21 protein-coding genes are annotated in these 24689 nt (G+C 73.8%); 6 read left to right on the top strand and 15 right to left on the bottom strand.

The annotated features are described in order from the left end of the window. Window positions 1-158: 158 nt before the first annotated feature. Window positions 159-2894, bottom strand: a complete 2736-nt coding sequence (locus OG556_RS11055) for a polynucleotide kinase-phosphatase (protein WP_371516950.1) — start codon at window positions 2892-2894, stop codon at window positions 159-161. Next, window positions 2891-4534: a 3' terminal RNA ribose 2'-O-methyltransferase Hen1 gene (locus OG556_RS11060; RefSeq protein ID WP_371516951.1), complete on the bottom strand. Its 1644-nt coding sequence runs from the start codon at window positions 4532-4534 to the stop codon at window positions 2891-2893. The genes OG556_RS11055 and OG556_RS11060 overlap by 4 nt, the downstream gene beginning before the upstream one ends. Window positions 4535-4710: 176 nt before the next feature. On the opposite strand from OG556_RS11060, the gene dapD reads away from it, so the two are divergent. Together dapD and OG556_RS11070 are read left to right on the top strand one after the other, a co-directional pair. Further along, window positions 4711-5700, top strand: a complete 990-nt coding sequence (dapD, locus tag OG556_RS11065) for a 2,3,4,5-tetrahydropyridine-2,6-dicarboxylate N-succinyltransferase (protein WP_371516952.1) — start codon at window positions 4711-4713, stop codon at window positions 5698-5700. 469 nt (window positions 5701-6169) lie between these two features. Further along, complete coding sequence (locus tag OG556_RS11070; RefSeq protein ID WP_371516953.1) at window positions 6170-6412, top strand: hypothetical protein; 243 nt, start codon at window positions 6170-6172, stop codon at window positions 6410-6412. Here OG556_RS11070 and OG556_RS11075 read toward each other — a convergent pair. From OG556_RS11075 to OG556_RS11100, 6 genes are all read right to left on the bottom strand, one after another. After that, complete coding sequence (locus OG556_RS11075) at window positions 6352-6978, bottom strand: DUF6099 family protein (protein ID WP_371516954.1); 627 nt, start codon at window positions 6976-6978, stop codon at window positions 6352-6354. The two genes, OG556_RS11070 and OG556_RS11075, sit on opposite strands and share 61 nt — an antisense overlap. Window positions 6979-7143: 165 nt before the next feature. Next, entirely contained in the window at window positions 7144-7551 is a 408-nt protein-coding gene (locus OG556_RS11080; RefSeq protein ID WP_371522657.1) for a nucleotide pyrophosphohydrolase, read from the bottom strand. A 27-nt stretch (window positions 7552-7578) separates the two neighbouring features. Then, window positions 7579-8931 (bottom strand): AAA family ATPase, encoded by a 1353-nt coding sequence (locus OG556_RS11085; RefSeq protein WP_371516955.1) that lies wholly within the window; start codon window positions 8929-8931, stop codon window positions 7579-7581. Between the two features lie 94 nt (window positions 8932-9025). Beyond that, complete coding sequence (locus OG556_RS11090; RefSeq protein ID WP_371516956.1) at window positions 9026-9856, bottom strand: putative RNA methyltransferase; 831 nt, start codon at window positions 9854-9856, stop codon at window positions 9026-9028. 142 nt (window positions 9857-9998) lie between these two features. Further along, the gene (locus OG556_RS11095; RefSeq protein ID WP_371516957.1) at window positions 9999-10799 is read right to left on the bottom strand and encodes a RimK family alpha-L-glutamate ligase; all 801 of its coding nucleotides are present in this window, start codon (window positions 10797-10799) and stop codon (window positions 9999-10001) included. Next, window positions 10796-11767, bottom strand: a complete 972-nt coding sequence (locus OG556_RS11100; RefSeq protein WP_371516958.1) for a RimK family alpha-L-glutamate ligase — start codon at window positions 11765-11767, stop codon at window positions 10796-10798. The genes OG556_RS11095 and OG556_RS11100 overlap by 4 nt, the downstream gene beginning before the upstream one ends. Before the next feature lie 284 nt (window positions 11768-12051). On the opposite strand from OG556_RS11100, the gene OG556_RS11105 reads away from it, so the two are divergent. Further along, window positions 12052-12912 (top strand): GNAT family N-acetyltransferase, encoded by an 861-nt coding sequence (locus OG556_RS11105; protein WP_371516959.1) that lies wholly within the window; start codon window positions 12052-12054, stop codon window positions 12910-12912. 95 nt (window positions 12913-13007) lie between these two features. On the opposite strand, the gene OG556_RS11110 is transcribed toward OG556_RS11105, so the two are convergent. From OG556_RS11110 to OG556_RS11125, 4 genes are all read right to left on the bottom strand, one after another. After that, window positions 13008-13430 (bottom strand): fic family toxin-antitoxin system, toxin component, encoded by a 423-nt coding sequence (locus tag OG556_RS11110; protein ID WP_363620193.1) that lies wholly within the window; start codon window positions 13428-13430, stop codon window positions 13008-13010. Then, window positions 13427-13663: a toxin-antitoxin system HicB family antitoxin gene (locus tag OG556_RS11115; RefSeq protein ID WP_063347592.1), complete on the bottom strand. Its 237-nt coding sequence runs from the start codon at window positions 13661-13663 to the stop codon at window positions 13427-13429. The genes OG556_RS11110 and OG556_RS11115 overlap by 4 nt, the downstream gene beginning before the upstream one ends. Window positions 13664-13816: 153 nt before the next feature. Beyond that, the gene (locus OG556_RS11120) at window positions 13817-16456 is read right to left on the bottom strand and encodes a collagenase (protein WP_371516960.1); all 2640 of its coding nucleotides are present in this window, start codon (window positions 16454-16456) and stop codon (window positions 13817-13819) included. A 230-nt stretch (window positions 16457-16686) separates the two neighbouring features. Continuing rightward, complete coding sequence (locus OG556_RS11125) at window positions 16687-17646, bottom strand: LysR family transcriptional regulator (protein ID WP_063347594.1); 960 nt, start codon at window positions 17644-17646, stop codon at window positions 16687-16689. 387 nt (window positions 17647-18033) lie between these two features. On the opposite strand from OG556_RS11125, the gene OG556_RS11130 reads away from it, so the two are divergent. Then, window positions 18034-18231 (top strand): hypothetical protein, encoded by a 198-nt coding sequence (locus tag OG556_RS11130; RefSeq protein WP_159398428.1) that lies wholly within the window; start codon window positions 18034-18036, stop codon window positions 18229-18231. A gap of 175 nt (window positions 18232-18406) precedes the next feature. Here OG556_RS11130 and OG556_RS11135 read toward each other — a convergent pair whose 3' ends face one another. Together OG556_RS11135 and OG556_RS11140 are read right to left on the bottom strand one after the other, a co-directional pair. Beyond that, complete coding sequence (locus OG556_RS11135) at window positions 18407-19753, bottom strand: class I SAM-dependent RNA methyltransferase (RefSeq protein WP_363588367.1); 1347 nt, start codon at window positions 19751-19753, stop codon at window positions 18407-18409. Window positions 19754-20136: 383 nt separating this feature from the next. Continuing rightward, window positions 20137-22206, bottom strand: a complete 2070-nt coding sequence (locus tag OG556_RS11140; protein ID WP_363588359.1) for an APC family permease — start codon at window positions 22204-22206, stop codon at window positions 20137-20139. 229 nt (window positions 22207-22435) lie between these two features. Here OG556_RS11140 and OG556_RS11145 point away from each other — a divergent pair, with 229 nt between their 5' ends. Together OG556_RS11145 and OG556_RS11150 are read left to right on the top strand one after the other, a co-directional pair. After that, window positions 22436-23104: a TrkA family potassium uptake protein gene (locus tag OG556_RS11145; protein WP_363369779.1), complete on the top strand. Its 669-nt coding sequence runs from the start codon at window positions 22436-22438 to the stop codon at window positions 23102-23104. After that, window positions 23104-23775 (top strand): TrkA family potassium uptake protein, encoded by a 672-nt coding sequence (locus tag OG556_RS11150; RefSeq protein ID WP_063347598.1) that lies wholly within the window; start codon window positions 23104-23106, stop codon window positions 23773-23775. The genes OG556_RS11145 and OG556_RS11150 overlap by 1 nt, the downstream gene beginning before the upstream one ends. Before the next feature lie 96 nt (window positions 23776-23871). On the opposite strand, the gene OG556_RS11155 is transcribed toward OG556_RS11150, so the two are convergent. Beyond that, window positions 23872-24687 (bottom strand): DUF3159 domain-containing protein, encoded by an 816-nt coding sequence (locus OG556_RS11155; RefSeq protein WP_371516961.1) that lies wholly within the window; start codon window positions 24685-24687, stop codon window positions 23872-23874. Window positions 24688-24689: the final 2 nt, after the last annotated feature.

Here is a 24689-nt window from a genome sequence, read left to right on the forward strand (position 1 = left end):
AGCAAGTCTATACGATGCTCGGAATTTCTATACAAGGCGGGGGTGGAAGAGGGGGAGCCCCGCCGCGGACTCCCCCTCAACGCCCGGTCGGCCTACAGCCGCGGGCCCCCTCGGCGCCCAGTCGGCCTACAGGCGTGGGCCTCCCGGACGCCGTCGGCCTACAGGCGCGGATCGACCGGCTCGGACTCCAACGCGAGCACCGCGAACACCGGCTCGTGCACCCGCCACAGCGGCTCGCCGGCCGCCAGCCGGTCCAGCGCCTCCAGGCCCAGCGCGTACTCGCGCAGCGCCAGCGAACGCTTGTGGCCCAGCGACCGCTCGCGCAGCCGGTCCAGGTACTCGGTGTAGTCCGGGCCGTAGACGATCCGCAGGTACTCCCGGCCGCGCACCTTCACCCCCGGCTGCACCAGCCCGCCCGGACGGCCCCCGCCCCGCTGCGTGCGCACCACCGAGGCCAGCGGTTTGACCACCATGCCCTCGCCGCCCGCCGCCGTCAGCTCCTCCCACCAGGCCGTGGCGGCCGCCACCGAGGCCTCGTCCTCGGCGTCCACCAGGAGGCGGCCGGTGCGGTGCAGGACCGGTGCCCGGCCGCCGTCCGGTTCGGACGCCGTTTCGGGCGCAGCTTCGGGCGCGGCTCCGAGTGCGGCTCCGGCCCGCGCTTCGGCCGCCGCTTCAGCCGCCGTTTCGTCGGCCGCGACGAGGCGGTCGATCCAGGCCAGGTGCTCGTCGTGCGGGCGCACCGCGAGGTTCGCCCCCTCGGCGGCCAGCACCTGGAACGGCGCCAGCCGCACGCCCGACAGCCCCTCGGTCGGCCAGCAGTACCGCCGGTACGCCTCGGTGAACGCCTGCGCGTCGGCCGCGCGCCGCCCCTGCTTGGCGGTCAGCTCCGCCAGGTCCAGCCCGCGACCGGCCGCCCGTTCCAGGGCCGCCAGCGCCTCCGGCAGGGCGGCGCCCGCCGCCGCGCCGACCGCCGCGTACTGGCGGCGCAGCAGTTCCACGGCCTTCAGCGACCAGGGCATCAGCTCGGCGTCCAGCAGCAGCCAGCCGGTGCCCAGCTCGTCGAACAGCCCCGAGCGCTCGGCGGCCACCCGTACCCGGCCCAGCACGGCCGCGGTCAGGCCGTCGTCGGCGAGGAACGCCCGGCCCGTCCTGGTCCAGATCGCGCCCGGACCGGCCACGCCGAAGCACCGCTCCAGCGCCGCGTCGTCCCGGGCGACCAGCACCACCGCGCGGGACCCCATGTGCTTCTCCTCGCACACCAGGTGCCGCACGCCGTCCGCGCGGTAGGCGGCGAACGCCTCCTGCGGGTGCTCCAGGAAGCCGTCCCGGCGGGAGGCGGCGCTCGGCGCCATCGTCGGCGGCAGGTACGCCAGCAGCCGCGGGTCCAGCGCGAAGCGGCTCATCACCTCCAGCGCCGCCGCCGCGTTCTCCTCCCGGACGGCGACCCGACCGTGCAGCCCGGTCTCGACGATCCGGCGGCCCGCCACGTCGGCGAGATCCAGCGGACGGCCCTCGCGGGCGCCCGGCGCGTCCGTGGACAGCGGGCGCACCGGCGCGTACCACTCCCGTTCGGCCGGCACGCTCACCAGCTCCCGCTCCGGGTAGCGCAGCGCCGTCAGGGTGCCGCCGAACACGCAACCGGTGTCCAGGCAGACGGTGTTGTTGACGAAGCTCGCCGACGGCACCGGCGTGTGGCCGTACACCACCAGCGCCTTGCCCCGGTACTCCTCCGCCCACGGGTAGCGCACCGGCAGGCCGTACTCGTCGGTCTCGCCGGTGGTCTCCCCGTACAGCGCGTGCGAGCGCACCCGGCCCGAGTTGCGGCCGTGGTACCGCTCCGGCAGACCGGCGTGGCAGACCACCAGCGCGCCGCCGTCCAGCAGGTAGTGGCTCACCAGGCCGCGCATGAACTCCCGCGCCTCGGCCCGGAACTCCTCGGACTCGCCGGCCAGCTGATCCAGCGACTCCTGCAGACCGTAGGCGACGTTGACCTTCTTGCCGTCCAGCGCCCGGCCCAGCTTGTTCTCGTGGTTGCCCGGCACGCACAGCGCGTGCCCGGCCGCGACCATGCCCATCACCAGGCGCAGCACGCCCGGCGTGTCCGGGCCGCGGTCGACCAGGTCCCCGACGAACACGGCGGTACGGCCCGCCGGCGGCACCGCGTCCACCGGCCGGCCCCCGGCGTCCCGGGTCAGCGTGTAGCCGAGGCGGGTCAGCAGGGTCTCCAGCTCGGAGCGGCAGCCGTGGATGTCGCCGACGATGTCGAACGGCCCGGTCAGGTGGCGAAGGTCGTTGTAGCGCTTCTCCAGCTCCACCTCGGCCGCCGCCACCTCGGCCTCGCCGCGCAGCACGTGCACCTTGCGGAAGCCCTCGCGCTCCAGACCGCGCAGGGAACGGCGCAGCTCGCGGTGCTGGCGCGGGACGACGTGGGCCGGCAGCTGGCGGTCCGGGCGGGTGCGGTTGCGCTCGGCGCACACGCCCGGCGGGACGTCCAGCACGATCGCGATCGGCAGCACGTCGTGCTCGCGGGCGATCCGCACCAGCTGGCGGCGCGCCTCGGGCTGGACGTTGGTGGCGTCCACGACGGTCAGCCGGCCGGCCGCGAGGCGCTTGCCGACGATGTAGTGCAGGACGTCGAAGGCCTCGGCGGAGGCCGACTGGTCGTTCTCGTCGTCGGCGACCAGGCCGCGGCAGAAGTCGGAGGAGACGACCTGGGTGGGCAGGAAGTGGCGGCGGGCGAAGGTCGACTTGCCGGCGCCGCTGGTGCCGACCAGGACGACGAGGGAGACGTCGGTGACGGGGAGGCGGCGGGGGGCGGGGTGGTCCTGGGGCTGACCCTGGTCGTGCTCCTGGTGCTGGTGCTGCTCGGGCGTCGGGGTCGCTTCGTCGGTCATCGGGATTCGCCTCCTTCGGGCGCCGGGTCGGTCGGGGCCGGGTCGGTCGGGGTGTGCTCGGTCGGGGCCTGCGCGGTCGGGGTCGGGTCGGTCGCGGCCGGGCCGGTCCGGGTGGTGCCGGTCGTGGTCTGCTCGGCAGGGGTCTGCTCGGCAGGGCTGGTGTCGAGGCGGAACAGGGCCAGCTGGGTCGGCGCGCCGACCTCCCCGTCCTCCGGCCCCACCGGGCGCAGCACCACCGTGTAACCGAACGCGGCCGCGACCCGCTCGGCCCACGCGCGGAACTCGGCGCGCGACCACTCGAAGCGGTGGTCGGCGTGCCGGACGGCGCCCGCCGGCAGGCTCTCCCAGCGGACGTTGTACTCGGCGTTCGGCGTGGTGACGACCACCGCCCCCGGCCGGGCCGCGCCGAACACCGCGTACTCCAGGGCGGGCAGCCTGGGCAGGTCCAGGTGCTCGACCACCTCGCACAGCACCGCCGCGTCGAAGCCCTTCAACCGGGCGTCCGTGTACGTCAGCGCGCCCTGCGTCAGCGTCACCCGGGCCGCCTGCCGCTCCGGCATCCGGTCCAGGCGCAGTCCGCGGGCCGCCGCCTGCAACGCCCGCGCCGACACGTCCACGCCGAGCACCTCGGTGAACCGGGCGTCCTTCAGCAGTTCGCCGATCAACTCGCCCCGGCCGCAGCCGAGATCGGCGACGCGGGTCGCACCCACCTCCCGCAGGGCGGCGAGGATCGCGGCGCGGCGCTGCCCGGCGAGGGACGGCGGCCTGGGCCCCGACGTCGCCCCGGCGGCCTCCGCCGGCTCCTCCGGCCGGTCGTCGACCGCGTTGTCGACCTCCTCGGGCTCCCGGTCGTCCGCCTCCGCCAGCCGGGCCAGCTCCAGACGCTCCATCGCCACCCGGGTCAGCGCCCGGCTCCGGGACAGGTAGCGGCGGGTGATCAGGGCGCGCTCCGGGTGGGCGGCCAGCCAGCCCTCGCCGGCGGCGAGCAGCTTGTCCACCTCGTCCGGGGCGACCCAGTAGTGCTTGGCACCGTCCAGCACCGGCAGCAGCACGTACAGCTGCTGGAGCGCGTCGGCGAGCCGCACGGCGTCCGAGACCAGCGTGAGCCGCACGTACCGGGACTCGCCCCACTCCGGGAACGCCTCGTCCAACGGGAGCGCCGCCGCCTCGACCCGCCAGCCCAGCGGCTCGAACAGCCGGACCGCCATCGCCGGGCCACCGCCCTCGCCCGCGCCGTTCGCGGGCACCGCGGGCAGCGTGATCCGCAGCGGGCGCGGCCGGTCCGCCAGCCCGGGCCGGGCCGGGCAGGCGCCCTTCATCGCGGACCGGAACACCGTCCGCAGCGCCACCGCGAGCAGCGAGGACGCCGCGTACGGGCGGTCGTTGACGTACTGGGCGAGCGCGAAGTCCGGCGAACCGCCGCGCCCCTTGCCCCGGCCCTTGCGGACCAGCGCGATCGGGTCGACGTCCAGCAGCAGCGCTGCCGTGCAGACGTCGTCGCCCGCCTCGGGGTAGAAGACGTGCGCCTCGCCGTGCGACGTCGCGAACCGCTGGACCTTGCCCGGGTGCTTGTGCAGCAGGAAGCCGAGATCGGTGGCCGGGCCCTCGACGCTGCCGGTGGTGGAGATCGACATGAACACCTGTCCGAGTATCGCCGAGCAAACCTTCGCTGAACACCGGGTTTTCCGGCTCGGCGGCCGTCCGCCGCAGCCCGTCGGCGGCCGTGTACGCACGGCGGGGGCGTACCGACCGGCGGCCGCGTCCGCACGACGGGCGTGTTCGGCAGCAGGGCCCCGCATTGGTTAACGTGCACGGTGTGACTGCTGAATCGACCTCCCTCCCGAACGGGGCCGTGGCCGCCGGCCTGGCCACCATCGCCGCTGACGGCACCGTCCTCGACACCTGGTTCCCCGCCCCCGCCCTGGCCGCCGAGCCCGGCGCGGCGGGCACCGTCCGCCTGACCGCCGAGCAGGCCGAGGCCGAACTCGGCGCCGGCGCGGCCGAGGCGCTGCGCGCCGACGCCCGCCGCGGCGTCGAGGTGGTCGCCGTGCGCACCACCATCGCCTCGCTCGACGAGAAGCCGCTCGACACCCACGACGTGTACCTGCGCCTGCACCTGCTCAGCCACCGCCTGGTCAAGCCGCACGGCCAGAACCTGGACGGCGTCTTCGGGCTGCTCGCCAACGTCGCGTGGACCAGCATCGGCCCCGTCCCGGTGGACGCGGTCGAGCAGGCCCGCCTCGCGGTCCGCGCCCAGGGCGGCCAGCTCGCCGTGTACGGCATCGACAAGTTCCCGCGGATGACCGACTACGTCGCCCCGTCCGGTGTGCGCATCGCCCACGCCGACCGCGTCCGCCTCGGCGCCCACCTGGCCGTCGGCACCACCGTGATGCACGAGGGCTTCGTCAACTTCAACGCCGGCACCCTCGGCACCTCCATGGTCGAGGGCCGGATCAGCGCGGGCGTCGTCGTCGGCGACCACAGCGACATCGGCGGCGGCGCCTCGATCATGGGCACCCTCTCCGGCGGCGGCAAGCAGGTCGTCTCGGTCGGCGAGCGCTGCCTGCTCGGCGCCAACGCCGGCATCGGCATCTCGCTCGGCAGCGACTGCGTCGTCGAGGCCGGCCTCTACGTCACCGCCGGCACCCGGGTCACCACCCCGGACGGCACCGTGGCCAAGGCCGTCGAGCTGTCCGGCCAGGACAACCTGCTGTTCCGTCGCAACTCGCAGACCGGCGCCGTCGAGGTCATCGCCCGCTCCGGCTCCTGGGGCGGCCTCAACGCCGACCTGCACGCCCACAACTGACCTGCGGGACCACGCCATCGGGGTCCGGAGCCGACTCGGGCTCCGGACCCCGAGTGCGTGCTACGGCTTTCGGTGGACATGCGGGGCCCCTCCCCCCTCCCCTCCCCCTCCCTCCCCTCCGCCCTCTCCTCCTTCCCCTCGCCCGAAGCCTTGGCCCTGCCCCGGCTGGGTCAGGCACCCGGCTTGGTCGGGCACCCGGCTTGCTCGGCGCCGAGCAAGCCGGGTGTGTCTCGTCGCGCGCCTAGCCCAGGCCGCTTCGCGGCGGCAAGCCGGGATCACCCGGGAGGCTTGCGGCGTAACGGAGTTGGACCACATCGGGTGGCGCGCGGTGACCAGCCGCCGGAGCGGTTCGTTGGTTGCTGCGGCGGGGGCGTGTGCCTCGGTGGCCAGGCATCAGGCACCCCCGTCGCACGGGCCGAGCCACCGCCGGCCGCTTCACGCCGCACTACCGATCCGAAGAGGTCCCGTCATGACCGAACCAACTGCCACGCCGCAGCTCCCGAGCAGCCCGGCGGGCTCGGCCGCCGGTACCTCGTCCCGGCCCACCGCGCAGAAGAGCCTGCTGGAACAGCTGCACGAACTGCTCGCCTCGGTGTCCGCGGATCTCGCCGAGTTGCAGTCCCCCGGCGTCCGGGAGGACGGCCCGGCCACCTATCCCACCGGTACGGACACCTCCTCCTCCGACGCTCCGGCCACGCCGGGCACCCGATAGCCCGGCGCCTGCGCCTCCCCCGTCGGCCCGCCCTCGTCCGGCGGGCCGAGCCGGACCACGAGTAAGGGCGAGCCCCGCTCGGCCGGCGCCCCGCCGAGCACCGCGCCTTCCTCTCCCTCCAGCCTGCCCGCCGCCTTCCGCAGCCGCCCGGCCAGGTCCTTGCACTCCGACACCGCGTCCACGCCGTCGATGCACGTCCAGTAGAGGCTCTCGGTGTCGGCCCCGCAGGCCAGCACCACCAGCGTCTCCCCGACGTCCCGCAGCAGCCCGTCCAGCGCACCCAAGGCCGGTGCCAGCTCGCCGAGTTCGGTGAGCCGCCCGGCCCGGCCGCCGCTCAGCACGGCGGCCCTGACGACCGAGCGTTCCAGGCAGACCCCCGCGTGCGCCGCGGCCTCGGCCAGTTGCTGCCCCAGCCCAGTGAGCTCGTCGTCGTCCAGCTCCGCCAGCCTGGCCCCCACCGCCTCGGTGAGCAGCGCGGCCTGCCGCGCCTCGGCCAGCACATCCGGCACGTGCCTGGCTTCGGCCAGGGCGTGCCGGGCCCTCTTGATCAGTCGCAGCGCCTCCATGGCCGCCTCTCCTTCCGCTCGCTGTCGCCGTGGGACCACGACCGCCGGTGGGGCGGTCAGGTGGTCACGGCGAAAGCGTGCGGCGAAGTCGGCGAGGCCGCATCCGTCATCGGGAAAGCTGTGGACAAGTCCGGGGCTGTGGATAACTCCCGTCCCTCACAGGGATTATTCGTCCACGTCCGGGTTGACACCCGCCCCGCCCTGGTCGCCGTCCGCCGGTCCGTCCGGCACCGGGAAGCGGAGCTCGTTCCGCTCGATCTTGGCCGCGAGGGCCTCCAGCGGATCCACTCCGACCACCGTGCAGAACTGCACCAGGTAGGCGAGGACGTCCGCGACCTCGTCCCGCACCCGGTGGGCCCGCTCCGGATCGGACATCACCGCGGCCGCCTGCTCAGGCGTCAACCACTGGAAGATCTCCAGCAGTTCGCCGGCCTCCACGCTCAGCGCGGCCGCCAGGTTCTTCGGCGTGTGGAAGGGCTCCCAGCGCCGGGCCGCCGCGAAGTCCGCCAGCCGCTGCCGCAGGGCCTCCAGGGTCGGCCCGGTGGGCCCGGCCGGTTCCCCCGGCCTCGTCACTCGTTCGTTCACCCGTCCAGGTCTACCTCACCCGTCCGTCTCGTCCGCCCCCGGGTCGGCGCCGTCCCCGCGCCCGCACTGGGCCGGCACCCGGGTCGTCTCGGGCCGCAGCACGGTGTGCCCCGAGTCCGGGTCGCGCCGGCACTCGACCAGCACGGCCGCGCCCGACCGCGGTTCGGCCGCGCCGAGCGCCTCCCGCGCCGCGGCGGGCTCCTGAAGGGCGGCGAGGACGCGCAGCTGGTTGCGCCCGGACATGTCCCGGGCCAGCCGTAGCAGTGAGGCGGTCTGTTCGGTGGCGAGCCCGGCGCCGAGGTCCTCGGCGAGCACGGTGAGCTGCCGGTGCGCCCACGGCACCTCGGCGGCCACGTCGAGGTCGAGCACCCCGGCCCCGGTGAGCAGCACCGCGGCGAACGCGAGGTGGCGCAGCATGCCGTCGGAGGCCTGGTCGGCCCCGGTGCGTCCGAGGACGCCTTCGTCGAAGACCGCGAGGACGCGCTGGTCGGGCCCGCTGCCGCGGTGGGCGAGGGAGAGTCCGAGCAGCGGGTGCGGGGCGGCGGACTGGACGGCGCGCAGGAGCTGCCCGTAGCGGCGCGGGCACTCGTTGCCGAGCCGGGCGAGGACGGCGGAGATGTTGGCGGCGTTGCTGCGCAGCCGGGCCTGCGGGTCGGGCCGGGCCCAGCCGCGCATGAGGGCGGGGACGGGGTGGACGGGGAAGACCTCGCGCAGGGCGGTGAGCAGGTCCTCGGTGGCGGAGAGGACCTGCCGTTCGCCCCGGGAGGAGCCGGCCACCCGGAGCGGCAGTTGCGCGGTGATCATGGTGCCGCTGGGGAAGGGCGCCCGGATGTCTCCCTGGCGGGTGTCGTTGTGCCAGCAGACGTTGACGCGCCGCTTGCGGACGTCCTGTTCGCCGGTGTCGACGAGGGTGCGGCCGTCCAGGGTGAGCGATTCGCGGGCGATCCGCACCGGGCCGTCGGTGCGGACGACGACGTCGAGCCGGATGCGGCCGTGCGGGGAGCGGACGGTGCAGCCGAGGATGACGGCGTCGCGCCCGTGCGGGACGCACCCGGTCAGGCCGCCGCGGACGGGTTTGGCCAGGGGGCCGGTGCGGTCGGGCAGCCCGTCGAAGGAGTCGGCGATCTCCTCTCCGAGGGCGAGCCGGGAGAGCACGGCCAGTGCGTCGAGGGCGTTGGACTTGCCGACGCCGGCGGGCCCGTGCAGGACGGTGAGGGGCGCGAGCGGCAGGATCGCGCGCCGGTAGGACTTGAACGAGGTGAGCCGGAGCTCCTCGACGGTGGGACGTGTTACGGATGGCCGATCGGGCCCCGGGGCGCCCGGTCGGGGGTGGGCCGGCGCGGCGGGCCGGGTGGCGTCGCGGTTCACCCGTCGGACGTTAGCCGCAGGCCGGTCGGCAGAAACGTGCCTGCTCAGCAGATTCATCCCAACGTGGCGGCCGCACCCCGCGCGCGCCCGGCGTTCAGCGCCGGTAGGCGGCCACCGTCACGGAGGCGGTCACCTCGACCGGGTCCGGCAGGTCGGCGAGCGCGGCGGCCAGGCGGTCCGGGTCGGTGTGCCAGGCGCTGGGGCCCATGCCGACGACGGTGCGCACGTCGTCCGGGCCGAGCCGCAGGGTGAACTCGACCTGCCGCTGCCCGGCGGGGGTCAGGTAGGGGCCGAGCTTCTCGTCGATCCGCCGCTGCTTCTCCTCGTCGACCGACAACAGGCCCAGTGCGCCGACGAGTTCGCGCAGGTGGCGGGCGGTGGGCGAGACCAGCAGCAGGGTGGCGCCGGGGCGCAGCACGCGGCGGATCTCGGGCCCGTTGCGCGGGGCGAAGACGTTGAGCATCAGCCCGGCGGAGGCGTCGCGCAGCGGCAGCGGCCGCCAGGCGTCGCAGACCACGGCGCCGATCCGGGGGTGGGCCTTGGCGGCGCGGCGCAGCGCGAACTTGGAGATGTCGAGGGCCGCCCCGACGCGGCCGGGCAGGGCGTCGAGGACGTGGGCCAGGTAGTGGCCGGTGCCGGCGCCGAGGTCGGCGACGAGGCCTTCGGGGTCGGCGTCCGCGGCGGCCTCGGCGAGGGCGTCGGCGATGGGCCGGTAGTGGCCGGCGGCGAGGAAGTCGGCACGGGCGGCGACCATCTCGGCGGTGTCGCCGGTGCCGGTGTGGGCGTCGCCGGCGAGGAGGCTGACGTAGCCCTGCTTGGCGAGGTCGAAGCTGTGGCCGGCGGGGCAGCGCAGGGCGCGCTCGTGCCGGGTGAGGGCCTGCGCGCAGTGGGGGCAGGCCAGGTAGTGCTCGATGTCCTGCAGCAACGTTCCGTCTTCTCTCGCCGTTCGACCCGGGCGCCCGGGGGTCTTGCGGGTCCGGTGGCCCTGAGCGACCAGCCTAACGACCCCGCTCGCCCCCGACGGCCCGCCGAGCCCGCCCCCGGGTCCGACGGCCGCGCTGCCCGGCCTACCGGCCCCGCGCCTGCGCGACGCGCCCGCGCTCCGTCGCGACGCGCAGGGCGAGGGCGGCGAGCGCCTCGGGCGCGCCGGAGCGGCCACGGATGCCGGGGAAGGCGTTGACGTCGACGATGACGGGTTCGGCGGGCCCGTCGAGCAGGTCGACGCCGTAGACGTCGAGCCCGAACACCTCGCCGACGCGCAGGGCCAGAGCTGCCCGTTCGGCGGGCGGTTCCCAGTCCTGCCCCTGCCCCGGTTCCCCCTGGCCGTCGGCGAGTTCGGACCGCCGTCGGGCGGCGAACACCTGCCGGTCGACCACCCACAGCTTCTGGTCCCAGCCGGTCCCCGGGACGAACGGCTGGGTGACGACGGGCTCGTCGGGCCAGCGCGCGACGAGTTCGCGCAACCGGGCCGGGCCGTCGACCCGGGCGACCAGGTCGTGGCGCCGGCTGTGGCGGCTCTTGACGACGAACGGGTAGGCGGGATCGGCGAGTTCGGCGAGCCGCCCGGCGTCGCGGGTGGCCGCGAAGGGCAGGTCGGCCGCGCGCGCGAGTTCGGCCATCCGCACCCGGTCCTGGCAGAGTTCGGTGGCCGCGGCCGAGTTGATGACAGGCGCCCCGCGCCGCTCCAACTCTCCTGCGAGTGCGAGGGATCGACGGGTGTGGGCCTTGAGCAGATAGACGTCGGCGAGCGCTGGCCCCGCCGGGCCGTCAGGGTCGACGATCGTCACCTCGTGCCGGTCCGCCAGCAGGGCGGCGGTCGCCGCGAGCACCGGGTGTCCGGGGTCGGCGGCGATCAGGCCGATCCTCATATCGCCCCGCCCAAACCGGCCCCGCCCAGGCCGCCCCCGTCGAAACCGCCCCCGTCAAAGCCGGATCCGCCGAACTCTCCACGGCCGAAGCCCAGTTGCCCGTACCCCGCGCCACCACCCGCCGGCACCAACGCGGGCGCGGGCGCCGACACGGCCGTCCCGCTGCGCGCGAGCCGCAGCACCGCCCGGGCGACCCTGGCGACCGCGTCCGGCACCTGGCGGAAGCTCGGGAAGTCGTTGATGTCGACGACCACCGGCCCGTCCGGCCCGAGCAGCACGTCGACGCCGTAGAGGTCGAGCCCGAACACCTCACCGACCTGCGCCGCGATCCGCGCGACCTCCCCGGACAACGGGACCTGCCGTTCGCGCACGTCCTGCCCGGGGTGGAGCGGGGAGGAACGTTCCGTCGCGAAGAGCTCGCCGTCGACGCAGTACACCTTGAGGTCGGTGCCGGAGTTGGGCACGTAGGGCTGGGCGATCAACAGCCCCTCGTCGGCGAGTTCGGCGCCGAGGTCGAGGAGGTGGTCGGGGCTGGGCACGAGCCGGACGGCGCGTCCGGAGCTGCCGTCGGCGGGCTTGACGACGAGCGGGTACTCGGCGGCCGGGATCTCGGCGAGCCGTTCCCAGCGCGCGGTGGCGTAGGTGACGGGGACGGGCAGGCCGCGGGTGCTGGCGATGACGGAGGCGAGCGCCTTGTCGCGGACGCCGCGGATGGAGCGGACGTCGTTGACAGTGGTGAGGCCGACGGCGGCGGCCGCGTCCAGCAGGGTGAGCCCGGGCCCGCCGGAGACGGTCTTGAGCACCCAGGCGTCGTGGCTGCCGGCCCGGATCGCCTCGGAGACCGCCATCAGCGAGTCCCCGGGGCGCAGCACGTCCACCCGGTGCCCCCACGCGGTGAGCCGGCGTGCCACGTCGAGCGGCATGCCGTCGTGCCGGTAGTGCTCCTCCACCAGAAAGCAGAGCCTCATGGGCCTGTCTTCCCCCCTTGCCGAGCCGAGTGCGGACGTCCGCCGTCCCCCTTCGGCGGAGCTGTCAAGGCATCAGCATGCCACGCGGTATACGCACAAGATCGCTGCGAGCCGGTAAGCGTTCAGCAACAATCGGGCGCCCGCGCCGCCCCACCCATCACCGCCCCCGGCGCGACGCACCGCCCCGCCCGTCACCGCCCCTGGCGTCCCCGGCGCGAAGCCTGGGAACAATGCCGTGAACAATGCGGTGGCGGGCCGCCGACGCCCCTGCTTGGATGCACGCCGTGACTTCTGTCGATCATGCTCCCGACCCTTCCCTCCTCGACGCGATCGAGCGCTACTACGACGCGGTGCCGCGCAGCGCCGCACGGGCCGAGGACTTCGGCCCGCTGACCCTGTTCGTCCGCGAGAGCGCGGGCTGGCCCTACTACGCCCGCCCCACGCTCGACCACGACGGCCCCGCCACCACCGCCGAGGACGTCCTGCGGGTGCTGGCCCGCCAGCGGGAGCTGGGCGAGCCGGAGGCCTTCGAGTGGGTGGCCGAGCGCAGTCCGGAGCTGCGGGCCGCGGTGGAGGCGGCCGGGCTCGCGGTGCACGAGCACCCGCTGCTGGTGCTGGGCCCGCAGGACGAGGCGGCCCCGGCGCCCGAGCTGCCGGAGGAGGTGCGGGTGGAGGTGCTGGGCGCGGACGCGCCGGAGCTGGCGTCGGCGGTCGCCGTTCCGCACCTGGCGTTCGCCGAGCCGGGCACCGGCGTGGGCGTCGTGGGTGCGGCCGAACTGGCCGAGGCCGCAGGGCGGTTGGTGGCTGAGGGCGCGGTGGAGCGGATCGCCCGGCGGATCACCGACGGCGCCACCGTGCTGGCCGCCGCGCTGGAGGACGGTTCCGCGCTGTGCGCGGGCCAGCACAATCCGGTGGGCGCGGTCACCGAGGTGGCCGGGGTCGGGACGCTGCCGGTCGCGCGGCGGCGCGGGCTGGGCCTGGCGGTCACCGCGGCCCTGGTCGCGCACGCGCGGGCGAACGGCGTGCGGACGGTGTTCCTGTCCGCCGCCGACGAGGAGGTCGCCCGGATCTACCGCCGGGCGGGCTTCCGTCCGTTCGCGACGGCCCTGATCGCCGAGCCGGCCCCGGACCGGCCCGGCGACTGACCCGCCGAGCGCACCGGTCGGAGCTCCGACCGGAGCCCCGCGGAACGGACGACGAGGACGACGAGGACGACGCGACCGGGCGCAAGCCCACCCGGTCAGTCGTCGTCCTCGTCCTCCGCCCCGCTGACGCCCTCCCCCTCGGCCTCGTCGACGACCCACCCGGCCAGCCGTTCGGCGACCCCGGACACGCCGAGCCGCCCCTCCCGGATGGCCCGGGCGAGGCTGCGCACCTCTCGGGCGGTGGTGGCGACGGTGCAGCCGCTGGCGACGAGGTAGGCGTAGGCGACGGCGGTCGCGTAGAGCTCGTTGGTCTTCTCCAGGGCCGGCACCCGGATCAGCTGGTGCATCAGGGCGGCGGCGCGGTCCTGCGGTTCGGGGTAGACGTCGATGTCGAAGATCTCGGCCTGGTGCCGGGAGACGGCCGCGAGCAACGACCCGTAGTCGGTGACCTGCGGGTCACCGGGCGTGTACTGCTCGGCGGTCATGAGCAGCCACGAGAGGTCGACCTCCAGCTTCAACGGCGCACGTCCTTCAGGTCGCCCGGCTCCGCGAACTCGGCCAGGAAGGCCGTCTCGTACTCCTTCATGAACTGGGCGGCGGCGTCGACGAAGGCCCGCCCCGCCTCGCCCATGTCCTGCTGGACCAGGCGCTCGATGTACTGGTTCATGCTGATCCCCTGCTGCTCCGCCCGTTCCCGGGCCATCTCCGCGGTCGTGGCGTCCACCCGGACGTTCAGCTGCTTCTTACCCATGAATCTCAAGCTAGCGCTGAAGTGCTAGCACAACAAGGGCGCACGCACGCCGGGCGCGTGCACACCCGGCGGACGCCCCCACGGACGCCGGGCGGCCAGACCCGCGGCGGGGTGCCGCGGACCTGGCCGCCCGGGAGCGAACGCGGGACCGGATCAGAACTGGGTGCTGACCGTCACCCCGCTGAAGTCGGTGTTGGCGTAGAGGCTGATGTAGCGGTAGCCGGCCGTCGGGTTGGTGACGGTGATGCTCTGCGTGCTGCCGGCGTTGGTGGAGGAGGCGGTGAAGGCGTTCGGCGAGGCCCAGGTGTCCGCGTTGTAGTACAGGTACGCGGTGCCGGTGCCGCCGGAGGTGCTGATCTTCAGGGTGCTGACGCCGGCCGGCAGGTAGACGTACAGGTAGTCGAGGTTGCCGGCGGTGGCGGTGAGGTTGGACCGGGAGCAGTTCTGGCCGAGCGCGTCGGTGCGCGGGTCGGTGCAGGTCGGCAGGGTGGTGCCGCCGCCGGTGCCGGTGGTGACGGTGACCGAGGCCGGGGTGCTGGCGGTCCTGCCGGTGGCGTCGGTGACGGTCAGGGCGACGGTGTACGTGCCCGCGGCGGCGTAGCCGTGGCTCGGGTTCCGCTGGTCGGAGGAGGTCCCGTCGCCGAAGGTCCAGTGCCAGGCGGTGATCTGGCCGGGGCCGGTCTGGACGGACTTGTCGGTCAGCGTGACGGTGGCGCCGTTGACGGCCTGGTCGAACAGCGCGGTCGGGCCGTCCGCGAAGCAGGCGCCGGCGGCGCAGCCGTTGAGCCAGGCGTCGAAGTCGGCGTCGTAGCCGGTGCCGATGCCGTTGTAGACCGCGTAGCCGCCCTGGTAGTCACCGGTGCGGAAGTGGCCGAGCATGGCGTAGACGTCGGCCGGGTGCTTCTCGAACATGTACCGGACGGCGAGGTAGCCCCACGGGTAGGTGCGCACCGAGTCCGAGTTGCCGTACGTGTTCTGGAAGACGGTGCTGAGCTTGTAGGTGTGCTTGGCGGCCTCGGCCATCGCCTGGGTGTCGGTGGTGCCGCGGTAGGCGTAGGACTCGTACTCGGCGACGCCCTCGATCCACCAGATGTCGGGCACGGAGATCTCGGTGGAGAAGTTGCCCTTCATGTCGTAGATGCCGTCGAGGTAGTGCGTGTACTCGTGGTTGAGGTTCCACACGTTGGCGGTGAAGCCGTCGTTCCACGACTTCTGGTACATCACGCACACGGCGCGGTTGTTCGGGTCGGTCGGGTCCATGACGGTCTGGCCACCGTTGTCGGTGGAGTTCCCGAAGATCGCCCAGGAGTAGTTCAGGTAGTCGGCCTGGTTGGCGAAGACCGCGAGGGTCATGTTCTTGCCGTACGGGTTGACCGGGCCGTTGTCCTTCACCAGGTTGTGGAAGAAGGTGTCCTCGCCGCGCAGGCTGGTGCAGACGGCGGCCAGGTCGGCGGGCGACAGCGACTCGGTCAGGATGGTGCGGTTGTCGCAGACCAGCTGGTTCGGCAGCACCGCCGCGGTCAGCTTCGCCGGCAGGTCGCAGGTGCCGTAGTACGAGCACTGGCCGGGGTCGAAGGCGTTGGCCTGGTAGGCGGTGTGGACGTACAACGGGCCGGTGACGCCGGTGATCTGGGCGCCGTCGAGCACCGCCTTGACCTTCCCCTTGACGGCGGCCTCGACGACGGGGCCGTCGCCGGCCATCCGGCCGAGGTCGTTGCCGGCGTTGACGTCGAGGTAGGCGTTGGCGGTGCCGAGCAGGTCCTTGTGGTTGAGCGCGAAGTCGCCCAGGACGGTGCCGATGCTCGGGTCGGCGCCGACCGCGCTGACGAAGTCGCTGTTCCAGTTGCCCCGCCACAGCGGCGCGGACAGCACGGCGTTGACCGCCTTGAGCATCTTCGGGAAGGTGTTGTACGAGTTGTTGTAGCTGGTCAGCACCTGCTTGTAGACGCCCAGGTAGCTGCCCTGCAGGTTGGCGCTGTCGGTCAGGACCAGCACCTCGTTGAGCACGGTGCCGTTGTTGTCGGTGACGTCGGTCCAGTGCCGGCCGGCGAAGAAGGCGTCGAGCCCGGCCTTGGAGGCGGCGGTGAGCGCCGCGTCGTAGGGGCCGACCGCGTCCGTGTTGTTGGACTGGACGTAGTACCCGGCCCGCAGGAAGAGCACGAGCTGCAGGATGCCGGTGGAGTTGTCCCCGGTGTAGTTCGCCGCCAGGCCCTGGTAGGCGTTGGCGACGGTGAGCATCTGGGATTCCTTGAAGATCCTGCCCGCGTCGGTGCCGGTGACGTTGAACAGCGTGGTCACGCAGTCCGTGGTCGAGCCTTCGAGGAAGGAGACCAGGTCGGCGCCGCTGCGGCCGCCGAAGTCGGCGGGGGCGCAGCTCGGCGCGGCCGCACCGGCCGCGCCCGCGAGGGCACGGGCGGAACTGCCGGGCTGGGCCGCGGAGTTGCCCGGTTTGGCCGCGGGTGCGTGCGGCTGGGCGGGGCGGGGCGCGGTCTGCACGGCGGTGCCGGCCGGCTGGCCCATCACGGCCTGGCCCAGCAGCGCCGGCGGCAGCGGCTTGGCGGCGGGGGCGGCGGCCTCGGAGGGGTCGGCCGCGAGGAAGGCCCCCAGCGGCTTCGGGACGGCCGACGCGGCGTCGGCCGTCGCCGGGGCGGCGGCGGACGACCGGGCGGCGGCCGACGGCTGGGCGGCCGGCCCGGACGCGGCGAGCGCGGGGACGGGCAGCAGGGTGGCGGCGGTGGCACAGCCGGCGACGACGCCGGCCATGAGCGTGGGGAGGGGTATGCGAAGGCGCACTGCGGGGTCCTTCTCCTGTGGGGGAGGTGACTGGACGACTGCCGAGGCTTGGGGGAAGTCGACGTGATCCTGCCATCGGGCGACCGGCCAGAACAATGTCACAGGTCATATGACATCTCCTGCGTCCGGCATAACACCGCCCCACCGGGACCGGCCTCCCACCCCGGCCACGGCCGGACCCGGCCTCCCCACCTCCGGCCCCTGCCTCCCCGCCGCCGGACCCGATCCCCCTACGGCCGGACCGGCCGGTACGTCCGCGCCGCCCAGGCCTGGAAGGTCGGCGAACTGGCGATCAGGTCCCGGTAGGCCGCGGCCGCCGCGCCGAACAGCGTCTCCACCACCTCGCCGCTCACCCCGGCGGCCCGCCAGGCCAGCAGGTGGCGGACCCAGATCGGCGTCCCGGCGAGCGGCTTGACCACCACTTCGGCCAGCGGCCTGGTGGTCGCCTGGACGACGGAGATCCCGAGCCCGGCGGAGATCATCTCCTGCAGCTCCAGCCGCCCGCCGAGGAACTCGTGGACGGTCGCCGGGGTGAAGCCCGCCGCGGCGCAGGCGCCGTAGAACACGCCGTGCCAGCCGGCCCCGTCGTCGGGGGTGAGGAACCAGTCCTCCTCGGCCAGGTCCACCAGGGCGATCTCGGTGCGGTGCCGGAGCCGGTGGCCCGCCGGGAGTGCGACGAAGGCGGGCTCGGTGACGATGCCGCGGTGCGCGACGGCCGGCGAGTGGCGCAGTTCCCGGCCCGGGTAGTCGACGGCCACGGCGGCCTCCGCGTCACCCTGCTCCAGCAGGTCGACGATGTCCGACGAGCGGTAGACGGAGGTCACCGTGAAGCGCTGGTCGGGCCGCTGGTGCCGGGCCCTGGTGACCAGTCCGGGCAGGATCGGCGAGATGGTCGCGGCCAGGCGCAGCTCCTGGCGGGCCGGCTCGCCGGGGGCCGCCGGGCGGCGGCCGAGGCAGTCGGCGCGGGTGAGGAGGTCGCGCGCGGCGGCCACCACCTCGACACCGAAGCAGGTCGGCGCGACGCCCACGGCCGTGCGCTCGAACAGCGGCGCGCCCAGGTGGCGTTCGATCCGGCGCAGTTGCGTACTGGTCGCGGGCTGCGAGGCGCCGAGCAGGACGGCGGCCCTGCCGACGCTCCCCGTGTCGGCGATGGCGCACAGCACGCGAAGGTGCCGCAGTTCCAGCTCCATGACCCTCCCCCTCACGCAAGGGCCGCACCCTCCCGGCCGACCGCTCCGGGCGGGAGGGTGCGGCCCCGGCGGTGGCTGTGCAACAGCACACATGACATGTCGGCCGCTCACCTTCGCCCCGCGCGAATCACCTCGTCAAGCCCCCTCCGGGAGCCGAACGGCCGCGCCGGCAGCGGCCTTTACCGGCGCATTGCGTCCCCCTGACCACTCCCTGACCCGCACCCGGGCGACCGCCCGGCCCGGCACCCGCGAAGCGTCTCCGCGGCCACCCCGCCCGACGCCGCCCCGCCGGGGCGAGCGAGACTTGAAGAGTTCTTCACCTTCCGGGACTCTGAACTCTCCTGAGCGCGTTCCGCGGAGCGGCACCGACCGGTCTGGAGGCCGGCAATGACAGCCATGTTCGACCAGGAGCTGCGCGAGCAGCTCGCCCAGGCCCGCCGGGACCTCGCAGCGGCCCGGGCCGAAGGGGACGCCGACGGCGTCCAGGCGTACGAGGGCCGGATCGCCGGACTGCTCCGGCTCGCCGCCCAGCACGGGATCGACCTTCCGCACAGCGCCGACGAAGAGGAGCACAACCGGCCCTGACCGTCCCGCACCGGAACGGCGAGGAGGCGGCACCCGTGTGAACGGGTGCCGCCTCCTCTGCCGTCTCGTCCGCCGAACTCCGCCGGACTCCGCCGGGCTCCCCGGACCGCCTCGGACTCCCTCGAACGCGATCAGCGCCCGTCGAAGCCGGCCGGCACCCCGGAGGGCCGCCGGGTCACTTCCCGATCGGCTCCAGGACCGCCACGCACTCGAAGTGGTGCGTCATCGGGAACAGGTCGAAGGCCCGCAGCGAGACCGGCCGGTAGCCGCCCTCGCGGAAGAACGCCAGGTCCCGGGCGAGCGCCGCCGGGTCGCAGGCGACGTACGCGATCCGGCGCGCCTCCAGGCCGACCAGGTGCGCGACGGTCTCGCGCCCCGCGCCCGAGCGCGGCGGGTCCAGGACGATCAGGTCGGTCGCGGTGATGCCGGTGCGCGGCAGCAGCGTCTCGACGCGGTCGCACTCGATCCGCACGTTGTCCAGCGCGGCCAGGTTGTGCCGGGCGTCGGCCACGGCCTGCTTGGAGGACTCGATGCCGAGCACCGCGCCCTCCTCGCCGACCCGGTCGGCCAGCGCGCCCGCGAACAGGCCGACGCCGCAGTACAGGTCGAGCGCGTTCTCGCCCCACTGCGGGTCCAGGCCGTCCAGGACGGCGTCGACCAGGGTGTCCGGCGCCTCGGGGTGGATCTGCCAGAAGCCGCCGTTGCTGACCCGCCAGGTCCGCCCGGTCGCCCGCTCGCGCACGAAGCTGCGACCGTGCACGCGGTGGATGTCGCCCTGGTCGTCGACCCGGGCGATCGACACCGGCTTGTCCAGCTCGACCAGCGGCAGCTGGGCGCCGGGACGCGGGGTGAGCACCACCTGGCGGTCCGAGGAGCCGCTCGCGGCGATCACCTCGACCGAGGCGATGCCCGGCCAGTCGCGGGCCTCGATGCCGAGTTCGGTGACGCCCTCGGCGGCGATCAGGCAGCGGTCCACCGGCTGCACCTCGTGCGAGCGGTGCTTGCGCAGGCCGACCTTCCCGGTCTCCTGGTCCACCGCGTACTGCACGCGGGTGCGCCAGGTCGGCACCTGCCCGGCCGGCAGCTTGCCGCCGACCGGCTCGACGCTGCCGTCCCAGCCCGCCTCGGCCGGGGTGAGGCCGGCCAGCTTGGCCAGCTGCTCGGTCAGCACCTGCCCCTTGAGCTTGCGCTGCCCGCCCGGGGTGACGTGCTGCCAGTCGCAGCCGCCGCACTTGCCGGGCCCGGAGAACGGGCACGGCGGCGCGATCCGCTCCTTGGCGGGCTCCAGGATCTCGACCGCGTCGGCCCGCAGGAACCGGGAGGTGGAGGTGCCCTCGGTGACCAGTGCGACCACCTTCTCGCCGGGCAGCGCGTGCCGGACGAACAGCACCCGGCCCTCGTGCCGGGCCACGCAGTGCCCGCCGCCGTGCGCGACCGGGCCGACCTCGACCTCGTAGCGCTGGCCGGCCAGCGGATCGCCGGACGGCGTCTCGGGCCGCGCGGCCCGCGGCGCGGTGCGCAGCGCCTTCGGCGGCCGCACCGCCTGCTTGCGCGGACGCTCCCCCGGCGTGCGGGACGCCTGCGCGCGGGATCCCTGCGCACGGTCGCCCTTCGGCGCACCGTCCTTGGAGCGCTCGGCCTTCTGCGTGCGCTCGGCCTTCTGCGCACCGTCGGTCTTCTGCGTACGGGCGGCCTTCGGCTTCCCCGTGTCGGCTTCCGCCGGACGCGCGGGAGCGGGCTCGCCCGGCGCGAGCGGCGCGGTCTGCGCGGTGAAGCCGTCGCGGTCGGTGGCGGCCGGGCGCACGGGCTTGCCCCAGCGCGGCCGGGCGACCTTGCCGGGCTTGGCGGCACCCTTGCGGGCACCCTTGCCCGAGGAGCCGGAGGAGCGGGACGGGGTGTTGCGGGTCACTGGGCGGAGTCCTTGCTGCTGTCAGCGGTGGCGTCTGGCATAACGGGGACCTTCGACTTTACGGCCTTCGGCGCCCGAGGCTCGCCACGCCGGACGGCACCCGGCGCCGACCAGGCCTTCTGCGGCTTGCGCCGCTCGGAGGACTCCAGCTGCCACGGCACCGAGGTGACCATCACCCCGGGCTTGAACAGCAGCCGCCCCTTGAGCCGCAGCGCGCTCTGGTTGTGCAGCAGGTGCTCGTACCAGTGGCCGACCACGTACTCGGGGATGTAGACCGACACCACCTCGCGCGGGCTGCTGCGGCGCAGGTTCTTCACGTAGTCGAGGACGGGCCCGGTGATCTCGCGGAACGGCGAGTCCAGCACCTTGAGCGGCACCTCGATGCCGCGCTCGTCCCATTCCCGGCGCAGCGCCGCCGTGTCGGCCGGGTCGACGTTGACGGTGACGGCCTCCAGGGTGTGGGCGCGGGCGAGCCTGGCGTAGGCGAGGGCGCGCAGCGCGGGCTTGTGCAGCTTGGAGACCAGCACGATGGCGTGCACCCGGGTGGGCAGCACCACGTCGTCCGGCTCCTCGGCGGCGATGAGCTCCTCGGAGACCCGGTCGTAGTGGCGGCGGATGCCCTTCATCATCACGAAGAGCACGACCATCGCGGCGATCGCGATCCAGGCGTGGCTGATCTTGGTGACCAGGACGACGATCAGCACGGCCATGGTCATCACCAGGCCGAAGGTGTTGATCGCCCGGCTGCGCTGCATGTGGCGGCGCTTGGCCGGGTCGGTCTCGGTGCGCAGCAGCCGGGTCCAGTGCCGGATCATGCCGGACTGGCTCATGTTGAAGGAGACGAAGACGCCGACGATGTAGAGCTGGATCAGCCGGTTGGGGTCCGCGTCGAAGGCGATGACGAACAGGATCGCGGCGATCGCCAGCAGGATGATGCCGTTGGAGAAGGCCAGCCGGTCGCCGCGGGTGTGCAGCTGGCGCGGCAGGTAGCGGTCCTGGGCGAGGATCGAGCCGAGCACCGGGAAGCCGTTGAAGGCGGTGTTCGCGGCGAGCACCAGGATCAGGCCGGTGACGGCGGCGACGAAGTAGAAGCCGGGCGTGAAGTTGTTGAAGACGGCTTCGCTGATCTGGGCGAGCGCGGTCTTCTGGTGGTAGCCGGGCGAGGAGCCGACGAGTTGCTCGGCCGGGTTCTCGGCCATCTGCACGCCGGTGAGGCGGGCCAGCCAGATGATGCCCATGAACATCACCACGGCGATGCTGGCCATCATCAGCAGGGTGGTGGCGGCGTTCTTGCTCTTGGGCTTGCGGAAGGCCGGCACGCCGTTGGAGATGGCCTCCACGCCGGTGAGCGCGGCGCAGCCGGAGGAGAACGACTTGAGCAGCAGGAACACCATGGCGAACCCGGCCAGCGATTCGTTGCCGGGGGTGGCGGCGAGGTGGAATCCGGAGCTCTCGGCGGGCATGTCCTGGCCGAGCAGGAAGTGCCGGACGAAGCCGTAGCCGACCATGCCGATGACGCCGATCATGAAGGCGTACGTCGGGACGGCGAAGGCGGTGCCGGATTCGCGGACGCCGCGCAGGTTCATGCCCATCAGCACCACCACGACGATGACCGACAGGGTCAGTTCGTGGCCGCGCAGCGCGGGGACGGCGGAGACGACGTTGGCGACGCCCGAGGTCGTCGAGACGGCCACGGTGAGCACGTAGTCGACCATCAGGGCGCTGGCGACGACGAGTCCCGACTTGGGGCCGTGGTTGACGGTCGCGACCTCGTAGTCGCCGCCGCCGCTGGGGTAGGCGTGCACGTTCTGCCGGTAGGAGGCGACCACCGCGAGCATCACGATCGCGACGACGACGCCGATCTGCCAGGAGAAGTGGATCGCCGAGGCACCCGCCACGGAGAGCGTCAGCAGGATTTCCTCGGGGGCGTACGCGACCGAGGAGAGCGCGTCCGAGGCGAAGACGGGCAGCGCGATCCGCTTGGGCAGAAGTGTTTCGCCCAATTTGTCGCTGCGCAGGGCGCGCCCGATCAGGATGCGTTTCGGTAGGTCAGTCGGCATAGGCACGTTAAGGAATCGTAGGGGCTTCCCGGGCCGGGCTCCGCCGTTTGTCCCCCCCTTCGTCGCGACTGCGTTCTATGGACCGGCTAGCGTGTCGGATACGAGTCGGCGGGCAACACTCACGTTGTGAGTCGGCGCCCCACGAGAACGCTCGCCCAGGGAAGCCGGGCGGGAAAGGGAGATGAACGGTGTTTGCGCAGGTCAAGAACCCTACGGGACGGGTGAGGTAGCGCCGGTGCACATCGTCATCATGGGCTGCGGCCGCGTGGGCTCGGCCCTCGCCAGAGCCCTGGAGAAACAGGGCCACTCGGTGGCCGTGGTCGACCAGGACCCGACCGCGTTCCGTCGGCTGGGCGCCGGGTTCAACGGGCGCCGGGTGACCGGCGTCGGCTTCGACCAGGACACCCTGCGCGAGGCGGGCATCGAGGAGGCCGGCGCGTTCGCCGCGGTCTCCAGCGGCGACAACTCCAACATCATCGCCGCGCGGGTGGCCCGGGAGAACTTCGGCGTGGAGAACGTCGCGGCCCGGATCTACGACCCCCGCCGCGCCGAGGTCTACCAGCGCCTGGGCATCCCGACCGTGGCGACGGTCCGGTGGACCGCCGACCAGATGCTGCGCCGGCTGCTGCCGAGCGGCGCCGAGCCGCTGTGGCAGGACCCGAGCGGCGGCGTCCAGCTGGCCGAGGTCGCCTACGCCCCGGGCTGGGTCGGCCACCGCATCAGCGTGCTGGAGGAGTCCTCCGGCGCCCGGGTGGCGTTCGTCACCCGGCTCGGCGAGGGCGTGCTGCCCTCGCCCCAGATGGTGGTGCAGGAAGGCGACCTGGTGCACGTGATGCTGCGCCGGGGCGACCTGACGGCGGTCGAGGCCGCGTTCGCGCAGGGGCCGAAGGAGGAGGGTCACTGATGCGGGTCGCCATTGCCGGGGCCGGTGCCGTGGGTCGCTCGATCGCGGGCGAGCTGCTGGAGAACGGGCACGAGGTCCTGCTGATAGACAAGAACCCCAACTCCATCTCGGTGGAGCGGGTGCCGATGGCGGAGTGGCTGCTGGCCGACGCCTGCGAGATCACCTCGCTGGACGAGGCGGCCCTGCAGCGCTGCCACGTGGTGATCGCCGCGACCGGCGACGACAAGGTGAACCTGGTCGTCTCGCTGCTCGCCAAGACCGAGTACGCGGTGCCGCGGGTGGTCGCCCGGGTGAACAACCCGAAGAACGAGTGGCTCTTCAACGAGTCCTGGGGCGTGGACGTGGCCGTGTCCACGCCGCGTCTGATGTCCGCCCTGGTCGAGGAGGCGGTCAGCGTCGGCGACCTGGTCCGGCTGATGCGCTTCAGCCAGGGCAACGCCAACCTGGTCGAGCTGACCCTGGCCGCCGACACCGAGCTGGTCGGCACCCGGGTGGGCGACGTGGCCTGGCCGCAGGACACCGCGCTGGTGACGATCATCCGCGAGGGCCGGGTGCTGGTGCCGGGCAAGGACGACACCCTGGAGGGCGGCGACGAGCTGCTCTTCGTGGCCGCGCAGGAGCGCGAGGAGGAGCTGGAGGACCTGCTGTCGGCGTCCTCCGGCGCCCAGTAGGGCCGAAGGCGCGGACCGGACACGGGCGAGGGCCCGCACCCCTGGTGGGTGCGGGCCCTCGCCCGTCGCGTGCGGGTCTGCCGGCCGGGGCTCCGGCTAGCGGGCCGGCTCCTCGTCGTCGTCGAACTGCGCCTTGATCGGCGGCGGCGCCTTGAGCAGGATCTGCCAGGTGACGTACATCGCCAGCAGCATCGGCGGGATGCCGAGGGCGACCTTGAGCCAGCCGAGCAGGTTGACGTTGTGGGTGAAGTACAGCGGGAAGAGGATCACCGGCTTGAGGCCCATGATCACGACCCAGGCCCAGGTCGCCTTGGTGTAGGCGGCGAACCGGCCCGGGTTCTCCTTGCGCCAGGTGAACATCTCGCCGGTGACCGGGCCGAGCATCACGCCGATCATCGGCCAGCGCACCAGGGCGGAGACCGCCAGGGCGATGCAGTAGCCGACGTTCCACAGCAGGCCGGGCAGGTAGAAGTCCTCGGCGCGGCCGCTCTTCATCGAGATCCAGGCGCCGAGGGCGACGCCGAACACCCCGCTGAAGGCGTGCTGGACGGTCTCCCGCCGGGCCAGCCTGGTCACCACGAACACCGCGCACAGGCCCAGCGCGGCCCAGGCGGCCGAGCTGACCTGGTGGGTGATGTTGAAGGTGACGATGAAGACCAGGCCGGGCAGCGTCATGTCGATCATGCCGCGCACGCCACCGAAGGCCTGCAGAATGGTGTCGGCCGCCTCCTTGGAGGCGGCGGCCTTGCGGGCGGCCTCCTCGGCCGCGCTGTCGGCGGCCTCCGTGGCGACGACGGCCTCGCGGACGGCCGCGTCGGCCGCGGCCCCGGGTCCGTGCGGGCCGGGCGACGCGTGGTGGTTCGCGGCCAGGTCAAGCTGGGCGGCGGACTCGCCGCCGGGCTGGTTGCTCACGC

The organism is Kitasatospora sp. NBC_01300, assembly GCF_041435235.1.
GTDB lineage: Bacteria > Actinomycetota > Actinomycetes > Streptomycetales > Streptomycetaceae > Kitasatospora.

Bases quoted from the DNA above. Each gene is read 5' to 3' on its own strand.
- OG556_RS11055 (WP_371516950.1), bottom strand. From the start codon at position 2,894: ATGACCGACGAAGCGACCCCGACGCCCGAGCAGCACCAGCACCAGGAG.
- OG556_RS11070 (WP_371516953.1), top strand. From the start codon at position 6,170: ATGACCGAACCAACTGCCACGCCGCAGCTCCCGAGCAGCCCGGCGGGC.
- OG556_RS11075 (WP_371516954.1), bottom strand. From the start codon at position 6,978: ATGGAGGCGCTGCGACTGATCAAGAGGGCCCGGCACGCCCTGGCCGAA.
- OG556_RS11095 (WP_371516957.1), bottom strand. From the start codon at position 10,799: ATGAGGATCGGCCTGATCGCCGCCGACCCCGGACACCCGGTGCTCGCG.
- OG556_RS11100 (WP_371516958.1), bottom strand. From the start codon at position 11,767: ATGAGGCTCTGCTTTCTGGTGGAGGAGCACTACCGGCACGACGGCATG.
- OG556_RS11115 (WP_063347592.1), bottom strand. From the start codon at position 13,663: ATGGGTAAGAAGCAGCTGAACGTCCGGGTGGACGCCACGACCGCGGAG.
- OG556_RS11125 (WP_063347594.1), bottom strand. From the start codon at position 17,646: ATGGAGCTGGAACTGCGGCACCTTCGCGTGCTGTGCGCCATCGCCGAC.
- OG556_RS11130 (WP_159398428.1), top strand. From the start codon at position 18,034: ATGACAGCCATGTTCGACCAGGAGCTGCGCGAGCAGCTCGCCCAGGCC.
- OG556_RS11150 (WP_063347598.1), top strand. From the start codon at position 23,104: ATGCGGGTCGCCATTGCCGGGGCCGGTGCCGTGGGTCGCTCGATCGCG.